This window comes from Enterobacter cloacae complex sp. 677-3DZ2D5B (assembly GCF_004136695.1).
GTDB lineage: Bacteria > Pseudomonadota > Gammaproteobacteria > Enterobacterales > Enterobacteriaceae > Enterobacter > Enterobacter hormaechei_C.
Genome location: NZ_QFLS01000017.1, coordinates 92,790 through 109,737 on the forward strand (window position 1 = coordinate 92,790; position 16,948 = coordinate 109,737).

Here is a 16,948-nt window from a genome sequence, read left to right on the forward strand (position 1 = left end):
TGTTTTCTCCCTCTCCCCGTGGGAGAGGGAGAAAACCGGGATTAGCTCAGCAGCGTAAACGCAATCATCCCGACAACCGCACCCGTCGTGCCGAGGATGGTTTCCATCAGCGTCCAGGTTTTCAGGGTTTGCGCTTCGGTTGCGCCGGTAAATTTACCGAACAGCCAGAAGCCTGCATCGTTCACGTGAGACACCACAATCGAACCACCCGCGATACAGATAGAGAGCGCCGCCATCTGCGCGCCGGAGTAGTTCAGCTGTTCAATCACCGGCATTACCAGACCCACGGCGGTTAAGCACGCCACGGTCGCGGAGCCCTGAATGATACGCACCGCCGCGGCCAGCACAAAGCAGGTGACCGCAATCGGCAGGCCCATTCCGGTCAGCGCTTCGCCCAGCGCCGGGCCAACGCCGGAATCCACCAGCACCTGCTTGAACACGCCGCCCGCCCCGATCACCAGCAGGATAATCCCCGCCGGTTGCAGCGCGGCACCACAGATCTCCATCACGCGGTCTTTCGGCATGCCCTGACGCATTGCCAGGCCGTAAATCGCGACCAGACACGCCACCAGAATCGCAGTGAACGGATGACCAATAAATTCGAACCATTCGTAAGCGGTTGACCCCACCGGCACAAAGCGTGCAGCGATGGTTTTCAGGCCCACCAGCACCAGCGGCAGCAGGATCAGCGACAGACTGAAGCCGAAGGACGGCATTTTACCCTCGCCCAGGTGCGGCTCGGTGATGTCGTCCGGAATGTGCAGCTCAACGTAACGGCTGATAAAGTTTCCCCACAGCGGACCGGCGATAATCATCCCCGGGATCGCCGCACACAGGCCAATCAGGATCATCCAGCCAAAGTCAGCATGCATCTGGGAGGCCAGCAGCATCGGCGCAGGCCCCGGCAGCAGGAACGCCGCCGCCGCCGCCACGCCCGCAAACAGCGGAATGACCAGCTTCACGAGGTTAGTACCGGTATGGCGCGCCATGGAGAATGCGACGCTTATCAGCAGCACAACGGCCACTTCAAAGAACAGCGGCAGCGCGCAAATCAGACCGGCCAGACCAATCGCGTAGTGCGCACGGCTGTGCCCGAAGGATTTCAGCATTTTGACGGCAATCTGATCGACCGCGCCCGTCTCGTGCAAAATCTTGCCAAACATCGCGCCCAGTGCCACCACAATGGCCAGGAAGCCGAGCGTGCCGCCCATCCCTTTTTCCATCGTCGCCGCGATTTTGTCGAGCGGCATGCCGGAAAAGAGACCAGCACCAATAGAAACCACCATCAAAGCAACGAAGGCGTGCATACGTGCCTTCATCACTAAACACAGCAGCAGCAATACGGAACCCACTGCTGTCAAAACTAGCGTTAATGTACTCAAAACTTACTGCCTTTTATTAATAACCTCGATGGTGCTGGCAACAACACCTTCCAGCGGCTGATCGATATCAACCACTAAGACATCCTGCTCGTCAGCACCCGGCTCCTGCAACGCTTCGAACTGCGTTACCAGCATCTGGGTTTTGAAGAAGTGGCCTTTACGCGCCTTCAGGCGGCTTTCAATCACCCCGAAATCGCCTTTTAGGTAGATGAAAGAGAGGTTCGGGTTGCCGTCGCGCAGCAGGTCGCGATAGGTTTTTTTCAGCGCGGAACAGACGATCAGGGAGACTTTATTGGTGCGCTGCATCGCGAACGCGGCGTCATTCAGCGCCTGCAACCACGGTTTGCGGTCGTCGTCGTTCAGCGGCTCGCCGGAAGCCATTTTCATGATGTTGCTACGCGGATGGAGGAAGTCACCATCAAGAAACGCAGCCTGGAGTTGATGCGCCACTTCGCTCGCCACGGCAGATTTACCGCTACCGGACACGCCCATCAGGACGTAAACGTGGTGATCGTGATTAGTCGTGCTCAAAGGGTGTCCCTCAGTCAATTGTTACGGGTAACAGTTATCGGTAACATTGTCCTGCCGGGGCATAAGAGAAGCAATATCCAAACGTGCGCGAAGTGAATAAGTGTGAGCTACTTCAAATTTGTCGGATTAAATAGATCCACCCGGTGACAAGGTGAAACCTAAATCTAACATTTTAGGGGTAACTGCCTCACCACGAATGCGCGCCAGCAGGCGTTCTGCACCAATGCGGCCCATGCGTTCACGCGGGGTCAGGACGCTCGCCAGACGCGGCTCCATCACCTGGCCAATGTCGTGGCCGTGGAAACCGGCAATCGCCATATCATCCGGGATTTTTAAACCCAGACGCTGGCACTCAAACGCCGCGCCGACCGCAAGGTCATCGTTGGTACAGAAAATACCGTCCAGTTGCGGATACTCGCGTCGCGCCTGACGCATCAGCTCAATACCCGACGTGTAAGAAGAAGATTGCTCCACCATCACGCTGTACGGGGTTAAATCGGCGTCGAGCATCGCCTGCTCGTATCCCTTCTGTTTGATGATAGTACGTTCATCCAGACGCGCACCCAGATAGGCCACATGGCGATGACCGCGGGCGATGATCGCCGCCGTCATCTGACGCGCCGCTTCAAAGTTATCGAACCCCACGGCGATGTCGAGGCACGGCGACTGGCTGTCCATCAGCTCCACCACCGGAATGCCTGCCACTTCAATCATTTTCAGCGTGCGCGGGGTGTGAGTACGTTCCGTTAAAATCAGGCCGTCGATGTTCCAGGAAAGCATCGATTCAAGACGTTCCTCTTCCAGTTCCGGCTTGTACCCGTAGTGGGCGAGCATGGTCTGATAGCCAAACGCATCGGTGACGCTTTCGATGCCACGCAGCACTTCGGCGAATACCTGGTTGGTTAAGGAAGGAAGCAGGACGCCCACCGCACGGCTGGTCGCATTGGAGAGAATATCGGGCGCGCGGTTGGGGATATAACCCAGTTCATCAAGGGCGGCGGCAATCTTGCCACGCAACGCCACGGAAACCTGTTCCGGGTTACGTAAAAAACGGCTGACCGTCATTTTGGTCACACCGACGCGATCGGCGACATCCTGAAGTACGGGGCGTTTCTTTTTCATCGTCCTGAGAAATCTTGAAGTGAGAGATTTGCTCAGTTTATCACGGACAAAGCTCAACCTTCCCCGTTTAAAGGGAAGGTTGAGAAATTATTTAGACCGGCGGCAGGTCAAACAGCAGAATTTCACTTTCGCTGTCGGCATGCACGGAGAGCGCCTGCTCATCCCAGACGGCCAGACCATCGGCGGTTGTCGCTTTGGTGCCATTGATGGACACCTCCCCTTTCACCACCTGGATCCACACGCGGCGGTTGGCGGCGATCTGGTGCACAGACTGTTCATCTTTCGCCAGCGCCCAGCGGTACAGCTCCATATCCTGATGCACTTTCAGGGAACCTTCACGCGCATCCGGCGAGAGCACCAGCTGTTTGCCCTGTTTCGCGTCGAAGCGGCGCTGCTCGTAGCGTGGCGTGATGCCGGTCTCTTCTGGAATGATCCAGATTTGATACAGGTGCAGTTTTTCCGTTTTGCTCGGGTTGTACTCAGAGTGACGCACCCCGGTCCCCGCGCTCATAATCTGGAACTCGCCCGCCGGAACCTGCTCTTTGTTGCCCATGCTGTCCTGGTGCTCAACCGCCCCTTCCAGCACATAGGTCAGGATTTCCATGTCTTTGTGCGGGTGGGTACCGAAGCCCTGGCCTGCATCAATCACGTCATCGTTAATCACGCGCAGTGCGGAGAAGCCCATGAAGTTCGGGTCGTAGTAGTCGGCAAACGAGAATGAATGCCATGAGTCCAGCCAGCCATGATTCGCGTGACCACGTTCGTTTGCTTTGCGTAAGTAGATCATTGTTTTCACCCTCAGTTCGTTTCGATGGAGTAAGTGTGGACGCAAACGCCCTGGGATCATAGAGGGTGAAAATTGACTCCTCTGTTCAAAAATTGTGAACAAGCGCAGAGGAGCCGTTTTTGCTTATTTCGCGAGGGTTACCGTGGCAGGAGAAGCCTGTTCGAAGGCCCGTTCGAGGATTTCCAGGTTGGTCAGAACGTCAGATTCCTTGACGTAATTCGCCGTGCCGTTTGTGAGGGTCTCAAACAGCGCATCATAGACGCGTCCATAGTCGCCCGTTTCCGGCTTCAGCTCTTCCCTGACCGTCACGCCCTCGTCGTTCACGTACTCCAGCACGCCCACGGAATCATCTGCCGCAAAGCCCGGTTCACCCGGCATGATATTGGCCTTCAGGCTGGTCTCCTGCTGGTCAATGCCGTACTTGATAAAGGAGCCTTTCTTGCCGTGAACGATAAATTTCGGGTAGTCGATTTTCACCAGATGGCTGGTTTTCACGATGGCTTTGAGATCGCCGTAGAACAGCTGTGCTTCAAAGGTATCGTCCGGGTTGGCCTTATTGCGCAGGCTGCGGATGTCATACGCCACGTGGTCCGGGCGGCCAAACAGGGAAATAATCTGGTCCATGGTGTGCACGCCCAGACCGTAGAACGACCCGTCCTGCGGCAGTCCGGGCTGGGTTTCCGCCACCGGGCGGTAGTAATCGAAGTGGCTTTCGATTTCCACGATCTCGCCGAGTTTGCCGCTCTCAATCGCCTTTTTCGCCGTCAGGAAGCAGCTGTCAAAGCGTCGGTTCTGGTACGGCGTGACGGTCAGGCCTTTGCTTTTCGCCAGCGCAAAGAGTTCCTTCGCTTCGGCGATGGTCGGAGTGAACGGTTTTTCCACCAGCACGTTTTTACCTGCTTCCAGCGCGCGTTTCGCGTAGTCAAAGTGGCTGTCGGCGTGGGTACAGACCACCACCAGCTTCACCTGCGGATCATTTAACACTTCATCAAGATCGCTGGTGAAATGAATATGGGAATACTGCGGAGACTGTTCTTCCGGCTTCGCGCTGCGGCGGTAGATATGAGCGACGTGCCAGGTCTCTTTACGGTTGAGAACATACGGAAGGTGGTAACGCGTGGTGCTTTTGCCAAATCCAATAAATGCGCAGTGTAGTGTCATGGCTCAGTCCTTTTTCGAAGGTTGCTGAGTCTAACCATAACAAAAAAAAAGCCAGCTAAAAGCTGGCTAAAGTAATACTGGAAGCAATGTGAGCAATGTCGTGCTTTCAGGTTCCCGTAGGAGGTCTTCCTGAACGCAGAGCAATAATAATCATTCTCATTCGCACTTGTCCAACACTTTTTGCAAAAAATAGCGATTGACTCAACTTTTAAAGTCACTGATGTTGGAGGGGACTTTTAACTGACTGAGGAACAAGGAATGAGTGAGATAGTGATACGCCACGCTGAACCGAAAGATTACGACGCCATTCGTCAGATCCACGCCCAGCCGGAGGTGTACCACAACACGCTACAGGTTCCTCATCCTTCAATGGAAATGTGGCAAATGCGGCTAGGCGAACAGCCGGGCATTAAACAGCTGGTTGCCTGCATTGATGATATCGTGGTCGGCCACCTCACCATTGATGTCGCCCAGCGACCACGCCGCAGCCACGTTGCCGATTTCGGTATATGCGTTGGCGCAGAGTGGCATAACCGCGGCGTGGCCAGCGCGCTGATTCGCACCATGATCGATATGTGCGACAACTGGCTGCGCGTCGACCGCATCGAGTTAACGGTGTTTGTGGATAACGAACCGGCAATCGCGGTGTACAAAAAGCACGGGTTTGAGATTGAAGGCACCGGCAGGCGCTATGCCCTGCGCAACGGCGAGTATGTGGATGCGTATTATATGGCGAGGATGAAGTAATGAGTTGCCGGGTGGCGGCTTCGCCTTACCCGGCCTACGTCCGTGCCGTTGTAGGCCCGGTAAGCGCAGCGCCACCGGGCAACAAAATCAATACCCCGCCGTTAAATCATCCACCGAACGCGGGTCCGACGCGCCAAACAGCGCGCCATCCGGTCCGACCATAATGCTCTGGGTGCTGCCCATCGCCTCCTTCACCGCCACCTTCTGCCCGCGCTGCTCAAGCAGCTTGAGGGTGTCCGGGCTAAAGCCCTTCTCCACGCGCAACTCGTCCGGCAGCCACTGGTGATGGAAACGCGGCGCATTGGTCGCTTCGGCGACGTTCATCCCAAAGTCGATGCTGTTCACCACCATTTGCAGTACGGTGGTGATAATCCGGCTCCCGCCAGGGCTGCCGGTCACCAGCCAGGTTTTGCCGTCTTTCACCACAATGGTGGGCGACATGGATGATAGCGGGCGCTTCTTCGGCCCTACCGCATTCGCATCGCCGCCGACCAGGCCGTAGACATTCGGCACGCCCGGCTTGGCAGAAAAATCATCCATCTCGTTGTTCAGCAAAATACCGCTGTTGCCCGCCACAATCCCGGTGCCGAAAGTGGTGTTAAGCGTGTACGTCACCGCCACCGCGTTACCGTCTTTATCTACCACCGAGAAGTGGGTGGTCTGGTTACTTTCATACGGTGCCAGCTTGCCAGGGCGGATCTCGCTCGACGGCTTAGCCTTGTTGATGTCGATCTCGTCGGCAATGGATTTGGCGTACGCCTTGTTGGTCAGCGCCTGCCACGGCACCTTCACGAAGTCCGGGTCGCCGAGGTATTCCGAGCGGTCAGCGTAGGCGCGCTTTTCCGCCTCGGCCATCACCTGCATGGCATCCGCGCTGCCGAAGCCGAACTTGTGCATATCGAAGTTTTCCAGAATATTGAGGATCTGCACGATGTGAATGCCCCCGGAAGACGGCGGCGGCATGGAGAAGACCTCGTAGCCGCGATAGGTGCCGCTAATCGGCTCGCGCTCCACCGCCTTATATTCCGCCAGATCCGCTTTGGTGATCAGCCCGCCGTTCTTCTGCATCTCATCCGCAATCTGATCGGCAATCGGCCCCTTATAGAAGGCATCCGGACCGTTTTCGGCAATCAGTTCGAGACTTTTTGCGAGGTTCTTCTGCACCAGCTTATCGCCCTTCTTCAGCGGCTCGCCGTCTTTCCAGAAGATAGCCTTGCTGTTCTCATGATTGGGAATAACTTCGCTGCCGTAGGTTTTGAGGTCGTCCGCCAGCGCGTCGTTGACGACGAAGCCGTCGCGCGCCAGCCTGATGGCAGGCTGCACCACTTTATTCAGCGGCAGCGTGCCGTATTTTTCCAGCGCCAGCGAGAAGCCCGCAACGGTGCCCGGCGTGCCGGAGGCAAGGTGCGAGGTCAGGGATTTTTTACTGTCCGGATTACCCTGATCGTCGAGGAACATATCGCGGGAGGCCTGGTTCGGCGCCATCTCACGGAAGTCGATGGCCGTGGTTTTACCGTCTTTCGTGCGCAGCATCATAAACCCGCCGCCGCCCAGGTTCCCCGCCTGTGGATGCGTCACCGCCAGCGCATATCCCACCGCGACCGCCGCATCCACCGCGTTACCGCCCTGTTTAAGAATATCGACGCCCACCTGCGTTGCCAGCGCGTCAACCGAGGCCACCATGCCGTGCGTCGCCCGCACGGGGTGAAAAACATCCTCCTCCACGCCGTAAGAGACCGGTGGAGCGGCGGGCGGGTTGGCCGCCACGGTAAATGTGCCGCCTGCCATCAGCGCAGCGATGGCGACCCAGCGCAAAAAGGTTGGTTTCATCATTATTGTTCTCCAGGTGAAGGGGCCCATATTCCCCGCTTAAGCCTGGTTCACAACTCTTAAAAAATCATCGTTATGCAGGAATGAGGATAAACTTAAGAGAAGCCTCAAAGGAGGAGATAACCATGAAACGATTACTGATCCTGACCGCGCTGCTTCCGTTCGCCGCGCTCGCACAGCCAATCAACACCCTGAACAACCCGAACCAGCCGGGCTACGTCATTCCGAGCCAGCAGCGTATGCAGACGGAGATGATGAGCCAGCAACAGCAGCAGAAAGGGATGCTCAATCAGCAGTTAAAGACGCAGACCCAGGTGCAGCAGCAGCACCTGCAAAACCAGATGAATACCAACACCCAGCGCGTACAGCAGGGCCAGATGCTTGAACAGCCGCTGCCTAATGCAAACGGTGGGATGTTAGGAGGCGGAGTATCGCAAAGCAGCGGTCAGCAGCACATGCTGCCGACCCAGCAGAACGGCAGTATGCTTAATAAATAAAGTTCGGCCCGATCTGGTCAATCGCATCGGTACAGATGCTGTCCACGCCCCAGCGCAGCAGCTCGGCTGCACGCTGGGGTTTGTTGACGGTATACACCAGGATATGCAGACCGGCCTCCTTCAACAGCGTCACGCGCGCTTCATCCAGCAGCTTATGGTTGAGGTGGATCGACACGCAGCCTAAGCGGGTCGTCAGCGCGCGCCAGTCTTCTCGCCACGCATCCAGCAGCAGCCCGCGCGGCAACTCCGGAACGGCGGCCTGTGCGGCTTCCAGCGCGTCGATATCAAACGACGACAGCAGCGGCGCGGTCATCCCTTCCCACAGCTCACGCGCGGCAAGGGCAATCACTTTACCCGTCAGCGGCCCGGTGCCGGTGGTCGGTTTGATTTCAATATTGGCCATCATGCCGTGTTGACGACAGCGGTCCGCCACTTCCGCCAGCAGCGGCAGCGGTTCGCCTTTGAATTCGCCGCTGAACCAGCTTCCGGCGTCCACCTTCAGCAGGTCACGCCACGGCAGTTCACCCGCCACGCCCCAGCCGTTGCTGGTGCGTTCGAGGTTGTCGTCGTGCAGCAGGAAAATTTCGCCGTCCTTCGAGAGCTTGGCGTCGAACTCGATCATCGTGTGGCCGTAGCGTGCGCCAACGTCAATTGCCGCCAGGGTGTTTTCCGGCGCCAGTTTACCGCCGCCACGGTGGGCGACGATGTGGGGGTAAGGCCAGTTGCTCATACTCGTTGTCCTGTTTCACCGTCAAATAAGTGCAGGTGATTTTCCGGCATATGCAGCCACAGCGTGCTGCCTGCCTTCGGGCGCTCCTGATGCGGCAGGCGCACCACCAGCTTTTGCTCGCCCCAGCGTCCGTGCGCCAGGTTGTCTGCGCCCAGCATCTCCAGCGTGTCCATCACCAGCGGCACGCCGCCGTCCGCCTGAGACGTCAAACCAATATGCTCCGGGCGGATACCGAGCGTCATCTTACGCCCGGCGTAGCCACGATAGTACCAGTTGATCGGCAACGCCATCCCGCTTTCCAGCTCAAAATGGGTTCCCGCCGCATTGATCCGCCCGTCCAGCAGGTTCATCGCCGGGCTGCCGATAAAGCTCGCCACAAAACGGCTGGCCGGTTTTTCGTATACCTCCACTGGGGTGCCAATCTGCTCGGCGATGCCTTTGTTCATCACCATCACGCGCTGGGCGAGGGTCATGGCTTCAACCTGATCGTGGGTCACATAGAGGGACGTGGTTCCCAGCCGCCGATGCAGCTGCTGTAGCTCAAGACGCATCTGCACGCGCAGTTTGGCGTCGAGGTTTGACAGCGGTTCGTCGAACAGAAATACCGCCGGATCGCGCACGATGGCGCGCCCCATCGCCACGCGCTGGCGCTGGCCGCCGGAGAGCTCGCGCGGGCGACGCTTGAGCAGGCCGTCCAGCTCCAGAATGCGCGCGGCCTCTTTCACGCGCTCCTCGATATGGCCTTTGCCCATACCGCGAATTTTCAGCCCCCAGGCCATGTTCTCTTCCACGCTCATGTGCGGATAGAGGGCGTAGTTCTGGAATACCATCGCGATGCCGCGATCTTTGGGTTCCATCTCGGTAACGCGCTGGCGGTCAATCCAGATATCCCCGGACGTCACACGCTCCAGCCCGGCCACCATACGCAGCAGGGTGGATTTTCCGCAGCCGGACGGGCCGACCATCACGATAAATTCCCCGTCCGCCACGTCGAGCGTCAGCGGCTGAATGACCTGGGTTTTGCCGTCCCAGCTTTTGGTTACTGCCTGTAATTTTAAACCTGCCATCTTATTTCTCGCTATCGACCAGGCCGCGGACAAACGCGCGCTGCATGGCTAAAACAATGACTACGGGTGGGATAAGGGTGAGCAGCATCGCCGCCATCACCTGGTTCCAGAGGGTGGTGCCTTCGCCGGTGGCGATCATGCCTTTGATGCCTGCCACGGCGGTGCCGAGGTTGACGTCCTGAACGATCAGCAGCGGCCACAGATACTGGTTCCAGCCGTAGATAAAGGTGATCACAAACAGCGCCGCGAGATTGGTTTTCGACAGCGGCAGCACGATGTCGCGGAAGAAGCGCATCGGCGAGGCCCCGTCGATGCGCGCGGCTTCAATCAGCTCATCCGGCAGGGTCATAAAGAACTGGCGGAACAGGAAGGTGGCGGTCGCCGAGGCCATCAGCGGCAGGGTTAAGCCCGCGTAGCTGTCGAGCATCTTCAGGTTGGCGATCACCTCCACCGTCGGGAAGATACGCACCTCCACCGGCAGCATCAGGGTAATGAAAATCATCCAGAAAAACAGGTTACGCAACGGAAAGCGGAACCAGACGATGGCGAAGGCCGAAAGCATCGACACGGTGATTTTGCCGACGGTGATGCCGAACGCCATGATGAAACTGTTGAGCATCATCAGCCAGAACGGCGCGCTGTTAGCGCCCACGCCCTGCGTCCAGATAGTCTTCATGTTCTCGAAAAGATGCGTGCCTGGGATCAGCGTCATTGGCGTGTCGAACACCGCTTTGGTGTCCAGCGTGGCGGCGACAAAGGCCACGTACAGTGGGAACAGGATGACGAGGATGCCCAGGATTAGCAGGGTATGGCTGAAAATCGTCAGCCCGCGACGGTTCTCAATCATTGGTAGCGCACCTTACTTTCGACATAGCGGAACTGCACCACCGTGAGGATGATGACGAGGAACATCAGCACGACCGACTGTGCAGCAGAGGCTGAGAGATCAAGCCCGGCAAAGCCCTCGCGGTAGATCTTGTAAATCAGCGTGGTGGTTGCCTGCACCGGGCCGCCCGCGGTGGCGGCGTCGATCACCGGGAAGGTGTCGAAGAAGGCGTACACCAGGTTCACCACCAGCAGGAAGAAACTCACCGGGGCGATCAGCGGCAGCGACAGCCGGAAGAAGCGGCGCACCGGCCCTGCGCCGTCGATGGCGGCGGCCTCCACCAGCGAACGCGGGATAGACTGTAGCGCGGCAAAGAAAAACAGGAAGTTATAGCTGATCTGCTTCCACACCGAGGCGAACACCACCAGGAACATCGCCTGACCGCTATTCTGGGCGTGGTTCCAGTCATAGCCAAACTCACCCAGGAAGTGGGTAATCAGCCCGCGGCCCGGGTTAAACAGGAAGATCCACAGCACGGCGGCCACGGCGGGAGCCACGGCGTAGGGCAGCAGCATCAGGGTCTGATACAGACGGCTGCCCCGTACTACGTAATCCACCAGCGCGGCGAAAAACAGCGACGCGACAAGACCGCTGACGGTGACCAGCGCGCTGAATTTGATCGTCGTCCAGAAGGAATCCAGGTAGTAGCTGTCGTGGAACAGCGCGGTAAAGTTGTCCAGCCCGACAAACTGGCTGGAAAGCCCGAACGGATCGACGCTTTGTACCGAGTACCACAGCGCTTCGCCCGCAGGCCAGATAAAGAAGATGACGGTGATGACCAGCTGCGGCGCGACCAACAGGTACGGCAGCCAGCGGGAACGGAACACCGGACGGGATGATGACATAGGTTAGCTCAGGTTGGTTTCCCCTCACCCCGTCCCTCTCCCAAAGGGAGGGGGATATGTTCCCTCTCCCTTTGGGAGAGGGTTAGGGTGAGGGCAAAAAGATTAAGACTTCGTCGACTGCTCAAAGCGGCGCAGCAGCTGATTCCCGCGCTCTACCGCGGAATCCAGCGCCTGCTGTGGCGTTTTCTTCCCGGTCCACACGCTTTCCAGCTCTTCATCGACGATGGTGCGGATCTGCGGCATGTTGCCCAGACGCAGGCCTTTGGTGAACGGCAACGGCGGCTTGTTCAGCATCTGACGCGTCGCGATATCCGCGCCCGGGTTCTTGCTGTAGAAGCCCTGCTCGCGGGTCAGGTCGTACGCGGCTTTGGTGATCGGCAGGTAGCCGGTCTTCTGGTGCCACTCGGCGGCGTTTTCCGGCTTCGCCAGGAAGTCGAGGAACTCGGCCACGCCTTTGTAGGTGCCGTTGTCTTTACCCTGCATCACCCACAGGCTTGCCCCGCCGATGATGGCATTCTGAGGCGCGCCTTTGACGTCAGCGTCGTACGGCATCATGCCCACGCCGTAGTTGAATTTGGCATAGTGACGTATATCCGCCAGCGAGCCAGATGAGGCGGTGGTAATGGCGCAGTCGCCGTTGTAGAACTTCTCGGTGGATTCGTCTTTACGCCCGAAGTAGCTGAAGTCGCCCTTCTTATTGAGTGCTTCCAGCAGCGCGATGTGCTTCACCTGCTCCGGCTTGTTGAACTCCAGCACCGCGTCGGTACCGTCGAAGCCGTTGTTTTTGGTGGCAACCGGCAGGCCGTGCCAGGCGCTGAAGTTTTCAATCTGGATCCAGCCCTGCCAGCCGCTGGCGTAGCCGCACTTCATCCCCACCGCTTTCAGCTTCGCGGTGTATTCGGCCAGGTCCTGCCAGGTTTTTGGCGGCTGCTCCGGATCTAAACCGGCTTTCCTGAAGGCGTCTTTGTTGTAGTACAGCACCGGCGTGGAGCTGTTAAACGGCTGGGACAGCAGATGCCCGCTTTTGGAATCCGTATAGTATCCCGCCACGGTTGGCACAAACTGGGACTCGTCAAAGTTAATGCCCGCCTCTTTGAACACCTCGTACACCGGCTTGATGGCTTTGGAGGCCATCATGGTCGCGGTGCCCACTTCATAAACCTGTAACAGCGCAGGCGCGTTACCGGTACGGAAGGCGGCGATGCCCGCGCTCAGGCTCTGCTCGTAGTTGCCTTTGTACACCGGCACAATTTTGTAATCCGGATGGGTGTCGTTGAAACGCTGCGCCAGGGAGTCAACTTCTTTACCCAACTCCCCTTCCATGGAATGCCAGAACGGAATGGTCGTCACAGCCATTGCGTTCGCCGCAAAAGCCAGACCCAGTGCCAGACCCAAAGCTGTGTGTCGTAACGATGTCATTGTCATCTCTCTTATTGTGCCGGATGCGCGATATCACGCGTTTTATGCTCGCGAGGTAACATGACATGCTCGAATGACAGAAAAATAACTGTTTGTTTACAGACAGGTGACAGCCAGGCGTCAGAGGGATGATGGTTGTGTGAAGGGGTTTAGATGTTGGGTACGGTCTGGTGCCCTCACCCCGGCCCTCTCCCACAGGGAGAGGGAGAAAACACTAAAAAGGCAACTTGCGTTGCCTTTTTGCTTTTACCTATCCGCCCAGGTACGCGCTCCGCACCGCTTCGTTCGCCAGCAGCGCATCGCCGGTATCGGAGAGCACCACGCGCCCGTTCTCCAGCACATAGCCGCGGTCAGCGAGCTTCAGCGCCTGGTTGGCGTTCTGTTCGACGAGGAAGATGGTCATCCCCTCTTTGCGCAGCTGCTCAATGGTGTCGAAAATCTGCTGGATGATGATGGGCGCAAGACCGAGCGACGGTTCATCCAGCAACAGCAGACGCGGCTGGCTCATCAGCGCGCGGCCAATCGCCAGCATCTGTTGCTCGCCGCCGGACATGGTGCCCGCGCGCTGAATACGACGCTCCCACAGGCGCGGGAAGAGTTCGTACACCCACTTGATGCGGGTCTGGTATTCATCCCGGTGGGCGAAGAAACCGCCCATCGCCAGATTCTCTTCCACCGTCATGCGGGAGAATACGCGACGCCCTTCCGGGACAATCGCCACCGCTTCACGCATGATTCTGGCGGTCTGCCAGTCGGTGATGTCTTTACCATCAAACACAATCCGCCCGCTGGTGGCGCGCGGGTCGCCGCACAGGGTGCCGAGCAGCGTGGTTTTGCCCGCGCCGTTAGCCCCAATCAGGGTGACGATTTCGCCCTGATTGATATGCAGGCTGACATCGTGCAGCGCCTGAATTTTGCCGTAGTGCGCGTTGACCTTGTCGAACGTTAACATCGCTTTTTCCATCTTATGCCTCACCAAGGTATGCGCGGATCACGTCCGGGTTGTTGCGGATCTCTTCCGGCGTGCCGTTTGCCAGCGGCGTGCCCTGGTTTACCACGTAGATACGGTCCGAAATGCCCATCACCAGCTTCATGTCATGCTCAATCAGCAGGATGGTGGTGTCGTGATGGTCGCGCAGCTCGGCAATCAGCTCGTCCAGCTCTTTGGTCTCTTTCGGATTGAGACCTGCCGCTGGTTCGTCGAGCATCAGGATCTCCGGCTGGGTCACCATGCAGCGCACGATCTCAAGGCGACGCTGATCCCCGTAAGCGAGGTTGCTCGCCTGACGGTTGGCGTGCTGGAGCAGGCCGATACGGTCGAGCCAGGTCGCGGCGCGATCGAGCGCCTCTTCCTGCGTGCGGCGGAAGGCCGGGGTTTTCAGCAGGCCGGAGAAGAGGCCGGTTTTCAGCTGCTGATGTTGCGCCACCAGCAGGTTCTCAATCACCGTCATCTCGCGGAACAGACGCACGTGCTGGAAGGTACGCACCACGCCCATGCGGGCAATCTGCTGGCCCGGCAGCCCTTCAAGATGCTGATCGCGCAGCATGATGGTGCCGCCCGTCGGCTTGTAGAAGCCGGTCAGGCAGTTGAAGACCGTGGTTTTTCCCGCGCCGTTCGGGCCAATCAGGGAGACAATCTCTTTCTTGTGCAGATCCAGATTCACATTGTTGACCGCCAGCAGGCCGCCAAAACGCATCATCAGGCCGTTAACGGATAATAAAGGCTTCATGCCTGCTCTCCTTTCGCCTGTGTGCGTTTCAGCTTCAACTGTGGACGGGTCATCGGCAGGAGACCCTGCGGACGCCAGATCATCATCAGCACCATCAAACCACCCAGCATTAACATACTGTATTCGTTAAAGTCGCGCATCAGCTCGCGGGAGACCACCAGCAGGATAGCCGCGAGGATCACGGCGAACTGCGAGCCCATTCCGCCGAGCACCACAATCGCCAGCACGAAGGCCGATTCGGCAAAGGTGAACGATTCCGGGCTGACGAAGCCCTGACGCGCGGCAAACAGCGTTCCGGCGAAACCGGCAAACGCGGCGCTGATGGTAAATGCGGTCAGCTTGATGCGGGTCGGGTTCAGGCCCAGGGAGCGGCAGGCGATCTCATCTTCGCGCAGCGCTTCCCACGCGCGGCCCAGCGGCATGCGCAGCAGACGGTTGATCACAAACAGCGTAATCACCACCAGTAGCAGCGCCACCAGATAGAGCCAGATCACGCGGTCGGACGGATCGTATTTGATGCCAAAGAAGTTGCTGAAGGTATCCCAGCCGCCTTCGCGGGCGGTACGGCTGAACTCCAGGCCGAAGAAGGTCGGTTTCGGGATCTGGCTGATGCCGTTCGGACCGCCGGTCACTTCGGTATTGTTGAGCAGCAGAATACGGACGATTTCGCCGAAGCCTAAGGTCACAATCGCCAGGTAGTCACCGCGCAGGCGCAGCACCGGGAAACCGAGCAGGAAGCCCGCCGCGGCAGAGACCAGCCCCGCCAGCGGCAGACAGGTCCAGAAGCCGAGGCCGTAATAGTGGTTCAGCAGCGCGAAGGTGTACGCGCCGATGGCGTAGAACCCGCCGTAGCCCAGCACCAGCAGGCCAGACAGCCCCACCACCACGTTCAGACCCAGCCCCAGAATCACGTAGATCATGGTCAGGGTGGCAATATCCACCGTCCCGCGCGATACCATAAACGGCCACGCCACGGCAGCCACCAGCAGCGCCACAAGGAACAGCTTCTGTTTCACGGTTGTACCGTCGATCGCCGGCAGGACGAATTTCGGCCCGGAGACGTTTTTCAGCGTCTTCTGAAACAGCGGACGCAGCAGCTGGAACAGGAACACCACAGCGGTGCCGATAAACACCCACTGCCAGCGGATGTCGGGGGCGGTATCCACCACCAGCTTCGTGCCGTCCAGCCCTAACTGGACGCCCATAAAGACGCCCGCCAGGACGAAGAACATGGCGGCAGAGAGCAGCGCCATCGCAAAATGCATCGGTTTCATACTTTCTCTACCTCCGGACGGCCCAGAATACCGGTAGGCATCACCAGCAGAACCAGAATCAGCAGGGCAAACGACACCACATCTTTATACTCCGTACTCAGGTACGCCGAGGAGAGCGACTCCGCCACGCCGAGGATCAGACCACCGATCATCGCGCCCGGAATGCTGCCGATTCCGCCCAGTACCGCCGCGGTGAAGGCTTTCATCCCGGCCATAAAGCCGATGTACGGGTTGATTACGCCGTAGAACTGGCCGAGCAACACGCCAGCCACCGCCGCCATCGCTGCGCCGATCACGAAGGTCAGGGCAATCACGCGGTCGGTGTTAATCCCGAGCAGGCTCGCCATCTTCAGATCTTCCGCGCAGGCGCGGCAGGCGCGTCCCATGCGGGAGTAGCGGATGAACAGGGTCAGGGCCAGCATGGCAATAAATGTCACAACCCAGATTACCAGCTGCATGGTGGTGACAGAGGCGGAGAAGTTTTCGCTGGCCCCCACAATCCACTGGCCGTTAAACAGGCTTGGCAGCGCCACGTCGCGTGAACCTTCAGTCAGGCTGACGTAGTTTTGCAGGAAAATGGACATCCCGATGGCGGAGATCAGCGCGATCAGGCGCTTGGAGCTGCGCACCGGTCGGTAGGCTACCCGTTCGATACTCCAGCCGTAGGCGCTGGCGATCACAATCGCGCCGACAAACCCGGCGGCCACCAGCAGCCAGCTGCTGTCGATGCCCATCATCATCAGCGCGGCGATGATCATAAAGGAGACGTAGCTACCGATCATGTACACCTCGCCGTGGGCGAAGTTAATCATGCCGATAATGCCGTAAACCATCGTGTAGCCGATGGCGATCAGCGCGTAGGTGCTTCCCAGCGTGACGCCGTTAAACATCTGCTGCAAAAAGTAGAGAAACTGCTCGGACATATGCAAACCTTTTTATA

The 16,948-nt window shown here is 58.3% G+C and carries 17 protein-coding genes; 2 read left to right on the plus strand and 15 right to left on the minus strand.

Annotated features, from left to right (window positions below; genetic code table 11):
• Positions 1–41: 41 nt before the first annotated feature.
• The 5 genes from gntU to DD597_RS21605 all read right to left on the minus strand — a co-directional run bounded on the left by gntU (position 42) and on the right by DD597_RS21605 (position 4,983).
• Positions 42–1,382 (minus strand): gluconate transporter, encoded by a 1,341-nt coding sequence (gntU, locus tag DD597_RS21585; protein WP_129256573.1) that lies wholly within the window; start codon positions 1,380–1,382, stop codon positions 42–44.
• Positions 1,383–1,385: 3 nt separating this feature from the next.
• Positions 1,386–1,913, minus strand: a complete 528-nt coding sequence (gntK, locus tag DD597_RS21590; protein WP_003861569.1) for a gluconokinase — start codon at positions 1,911–1,913, stop codon at positions 1,386–1,388.
• 126 nt (positions 1,914–2,039) lie between these two features.
• A complete protein-coding gene (gntR, locus tag DD597_RS21595) occupies positions 2,040–3,035 on the minus strand; it encodes a gluconate operon transcriptional repressor GntR (RefSeq protein ID WP_129256574.1) in 996 nt (331 codons plus the stop codon).
• A 91-nt stretch (positions 3,036–3,126) separates the two neighbouring features.
• Positions 3,127–3,822 carry a pirin family protein gene (locus tag DD597_RS21600; protein ID WP_003861565.1) on the minus strand — a complete coding sequence of 232 codons (696 nt, stop codon included), beginning with the start codon at positions 3,820–3,822 and terminating at the stop codon, positions 3,127–3,129.
• A 123-nt stretch (positions 3,823–3,945) separates the two neighbouring features.
• Complete coding sequence (locus tag DD597_RS21605; protein ID WP_003861563.1) at positions 3,946–4,983, minus strand: oxidoreductase; 1,038 nt, start codon at positions 4,981–4,983, stop codon at positions 3,946–3,948.
• 258 nt (positions 4,984–5,241) lie between these two features.
• Between DD597_RS21605 and yhhY the strand changes: the two genes are divergently transcribed.
• Complete coding sequence (gene yhhY / locus DD597_RS21610) at positions 5,242–5,730, plus strand: N-acetyltransferase (RefSeq protein WP_003861561.1); 489 nt, start codon at positions 5,242–5,244, stop codon at positions 5,728–5,730.
• An 87-nt stretch (positions 5,731–5,817) separates the two neighbouring features.
• Here yhhY and ggt read toward each other — a convergent pair whose 3' ends face one another.
• Entirely contained in the window at positions 5,818–7,563 is a 1,746-nt protein-coding gene (ggt, locus tag DD597_RS21615; protein ID WP_072201895.1) for a gamma-glutamyltransferase, read from the minus strand.
• A 122-nt stretch (positions 7,564–7,685) separates the two neighbouring features.
• On the opposite strand from ggt, the gene DD597_RS21620 reads away from it, so the two are divergent.
• Positions 7,686–8,057 (plus strand): DUF2756 family protein, encoded by a 372-nt coding sequence (locus tag DD597_RS21620; RefSeq protein WP_022651960.1) that lies wholly within the window; start codon positions 7,686–7,688, stop codon positions 8,055–8,057.
• Here the strand turns inward: DD597_RS21620 and ugpQ are convergent.
• The 9 genes from ugpQ to livH all read right to left on the minus strand — a co-directional run bounded on the left by ugpQ (position 8,047) and on the right by livH (position 16,931).
• Complete coding sequence (ugpQ, locus tag DD597_RS21625; RefSeq protein ID WP_045336146.1) at positions 8,047–8,787, minus strand: glycerophosphodiester phosphodiesterase; 741 nt, start codon at positions 8,785–8,787, stop codon at positions 8,047–8,049. The genes DD597_RS21620 and ugpQ overlap by 11 nt on opposite strands.
• On the minus strand, positions 8,784–9,854 hold the full coding sequence (locus DD597_RS21630) for a sn-glycerol-3-phosphate import ATP-binding protein UgpC (RefSeq protein WP_003861554.1): 1,071 nt from the start codon (positions 9,852–9,854) through the stop codon (positions 8,784–8,786). The genes ugpQ and DD597_RS21630 overlap by 4 nt, the downstream gene beginning before the upstream one ends.
• Before the next feature lies 1 nt (position 9,855).
• Positions 9,856–10,701 carry a sn-glycerol-3-phosphate ABC transporter permease UgpE gene (ugpE, locus tag DD597_RS21635; protein ID WP_023314971.1) on the minus strand — a complete coding sequence of 282 codons (846 nt, stop codon included), beginning with the start codon at positions 10,699–10,701 and terminating at the stop codon, positions 9,856–9,858.
• On the minus strand, positions 10,698–11,585 hold the full coding sequence (ugpA, locus tag DD597_RS21640) for a sn-glycerol-3-phosphate ABC transporter permease UgpA (RefSeq protein WP_003861551.1): 888 nt from the start codon (positions 11,583–11,585) through the stop codon (positions 10,698–10,700). Before ugpA ends, ugpE begins: the two co-directional genes overlap by 4 nt.
• Positions 11,586–11,687: 102 nt before the next feature.
• Positions 11,688–13,004 carry a sn-glycerol-3-phosphate ABC transporter substrate-binding protein UgpB gene (ugpB, locus tag DD597_RS21645; protein ID WP_109948872.1) on the minus strand — a complete coding sequence of 439 codons (1,317 nt, stop codon included), beginning with the start codon at positions 13,002–13,004 and terminating at the stop codon, positions 11,688–11,690.
• 250 nt (positions 13,005–13,254) lie between these two features.
• Positions 13,255–13,968, minus strand: a complete 714-nt coding sequence (livF, locus tag DD597_RS21650) for a high-affinity branched-chain amino acid ABC transporter ATP-binding protein LivF (RefSeq protein ID WP_022651964.1) — start codon at positions 13,966–13,968, stop codon at positions 13,255–13,257.
• Between the two features lies 1 nt (position 13,969).
• Positions 13,970–14,734 carry a high-affinity branched-chain amino acid ABC transporter ATP-binding protein LivG gene (livG, locus tag DD597_RS21655; RefSeq protein ID WP_003861544.1) on the minus strand — a complete coding sequence of 255 codons (765 nt, stop codon included), beginning with the start codon at positions 14,732–14,734 and terminating at the stop codon, positions 13,970–13,972.
• Complete coding sequence (locus DD597_RS21660; RefSeq protein ID WP_003861542.1) at positions 14,731–16,008, minus strand: high-affinity branched-chain amino acid ABC transporter permease LivM; 1,278 nt, start codon at positions 16,006–16,008, stop codon at positions 14,731–14,733. The genes livG and DD597_RS21660 overlap by 4 nt, the downstream gene beginning before the upstream one ends.
• Positions 16,005–16,931 (minus strand): high-affinity branched-chain amino acid ABC transporter permease LivH, encoded by a 927-nt coding sequence (livH, locus tag DD597_RS21665; protein ID WP_023323835.1) that lies wholly within the window; start codon positions 16,929–16,931, stop codon positions 16,005–16,007. The genes DD597_RS21660 and livH overlap by 4 nt, the downstream gene beginning before the upstream one ends.
• Between the last annotated feature and the right edge of the window lie 17 nt (positions 16,932–16,948).

Coding starts and splice junctions, on each gene's coding strand:
- gntR (WP_129256574.1), bottom strand. CDS start 3,035: ATGAAAAAGAAACGCCCCGTACTTCAGGATGTCGCCGATCGCGTCGGT.
- DD597_RS21600 (WP_003861565.1), bottom strand. CDS start 3,822: ATGATCTACTTACGCAAAGCAAACGAACGTGGTCACGCGAATCATGGC.
- DD597_RS21605 (WP_003861563.1), bottom strand. CDS start 4,983: ATGACACTACACTGCGCATTTATTGGATTTGGCAAAAGCACCACGCGT.
- yhhY (WP_003861561.1), top strand. CDS start 5,242: ATGAGTGAGATAGTGATACGCCACGCTGAACCGAAAGATTACGACGCC.
- ggt (WP_072201895.1), bottom strand. CDS start 7,563: ATGATGAAACCAACCTTTTTGCGCTGGGTCGCCATCGCTGCGCTGATG.
- DD597_RS21620 (WP_022651960.1), top strand. CDS start 7,686: ATGAAACGATTACTGATCCTGACCGCGCTGCTTCCGTTCGCCGCGCTC.
- ugpQ (WP_045336146.1), bottom strand. CDS start 8,787: ATGAGCAACTGGCCTTACCCCCACATCGTCGCCCACCGTGGCGGCGGT.
- DD597_RS21630 (WP_003861554.1), bottom strand. CDS start 9,854: ATGGCAGGTTTAAAATTACAGGCAGTAACCAAAAGCTGGGACGGCAAA.
- ugpE (WP_023314971.1), bottom strand. CDS start 10,701: ATGATTGAGAACCGTCGCGGGCTGACGATTTTCAGCCATACCCTGCTA.
- ugpA (WP_003861551.1), bottom strand. CDS start 11,585: ATGTCATCATCCCGTCCGGTGTTCCGTTCCCGCTGGCTGCCGTACCTG.
- ugpB (WP_109948872.1), bottom strand. CDS start 13,004: ATGACATCGTTACGACACACAGCTTTGGGTCTGGCACTGGGTCTGGCT.
- livF (WP_022651964.1), bottom strand. CDS start 13,968: ATGGAAAAAGCGATGTTAACGTTCGACAAGGTCAACGCGCACTACGGC.
- livG (WP_003861544.1), bottom strand. CDS start 14,734: ATGAAGCCTTTATTATCCGTTAACGGCCTGATGATGCGTTTTGGCGGC.
- DD597_RS21660 (WP_003861542.1), bottom strand. CDS start 16,008: ATGAAACCGATGCATTTTGCGATGGCGCTGCTCTCTGCCGCCATGTTC.
- livH (WP_023323835.1), bottom strand. CDS start 16,931: ATGTCCGAGCAGTTTCTCTACTTTTTGCAGCAGATGTTTAACGGCGTC.